This window comes from Bradyrhizobium uaiense (assembly GCF_010811875.1).
In the GTDB taxonomy this organism is placed as follows: Bacteria; Pseudomonadota; Alphaproteobacteria; order Rhizobiales; family Xanthobacteraceae; genus Bradyrhizobium; species Bradyrhizobium uaiense.
The window spans coordinates 1-234 of the sequence record NZ_VKHP01001124.1 but is presented as its reverse complement, the minus strand read 5'-3'; the positions used below and the strand labels follow the sequence as shown (position 1 = coordinate 234).

The 234-nt window shown below is 60.7% G+C and carries 1 protein-coding gene; it reads left to right on the top strand.

What is annotated here, in order from left to right:
- Positions 1-234 (top strand): glycine betaine ABC transporter substrate-binding protein (locus FNJ47_RS55785; protein WP_283811417.1); only part of this gene is annotated, 234 nt, incomplete at both ends.

Below are 234 nucleotides of genomic sequence, written 5' to 3'. Positions count from 1 at the left end.
TGCAGGCGGCGGGATTGCAGGCCTTGACGCGCGAAGGCCTCGGCTCCAGCGTGATTTTCCAGGCGCTCGCAGCCAACAACATCGACGTCTATGTGGATTATTCCGGCACGCTGTGGGTCAACCAGTTTCACCGTACCGATATGCCGCCGCGCGAAACATTGCTCGCCGAGTTGAAGGAGATCCTGGCAAAGCAGGACATCACCCTGCTCGGCGCGCTCGGTTTCGAGAACGCCT